Origin of the sequence: Nocardia cyriacigeorgica, from assembly GCF_010858045.1 — a bacterium.
Taxonomy (GTDB): Bacteria; Actinomycetota; Actinomycetes; order Mycobacteriales; family Mycobacteriaceae; genus Nocardia; species Nocardia cyriacigeorgica_E.
In genome coordinates this window covers 1-328 of sequence record NZ_JAAGVC010000221.1, presented here as the reverse complement: position 1 = coordinate 328, position 328 = coordinate 1, and the positions used below count along the sequence as shown (strand labels likewise).

General features: G+C 64.0%; 1 protein-coding gene. It reads left to right on the top strand.

Features of this window, described 5'->3' with window-relative positions:
- A partial coding sequence (locus tag GV790_RS29455; protein ID WP_163818080.1) for a DUF4185 domain-containing protein occupies positions 1-328 on the top strand: 328 nt, incomplete at both ends.

Sequence of the window (328 nt, the reverse complement as noted above, 5' to 3'; positions counted from 1 at the left end):
ATCAACCCGATTCCGGTGCTCAACGGCACCAACGGCCTGCCCAACCTGCCCGGGCGCACCAAGGCCGTCTTCCAGGTGACCGGCATGGCAAGCCCGAATGTCACCCAGAACTACAACGTGCTCGGCACCGACCTCGGGATCATGTGGGACAACGGGCACGGCGAGATGCTCACCGCGTTCGGCGATACGGCCGGTCTCGGTTTCCCGAATCTGCTCGCAGGCAGCATGTGGGCCTGGCGCAGCAATATTCTGGTGCGTAGCCACACCACCGACCCGGCCAATGGCATCTTCTTCGACAGCGTGGTCCGCGACGTCTTCGGTCAGGCCA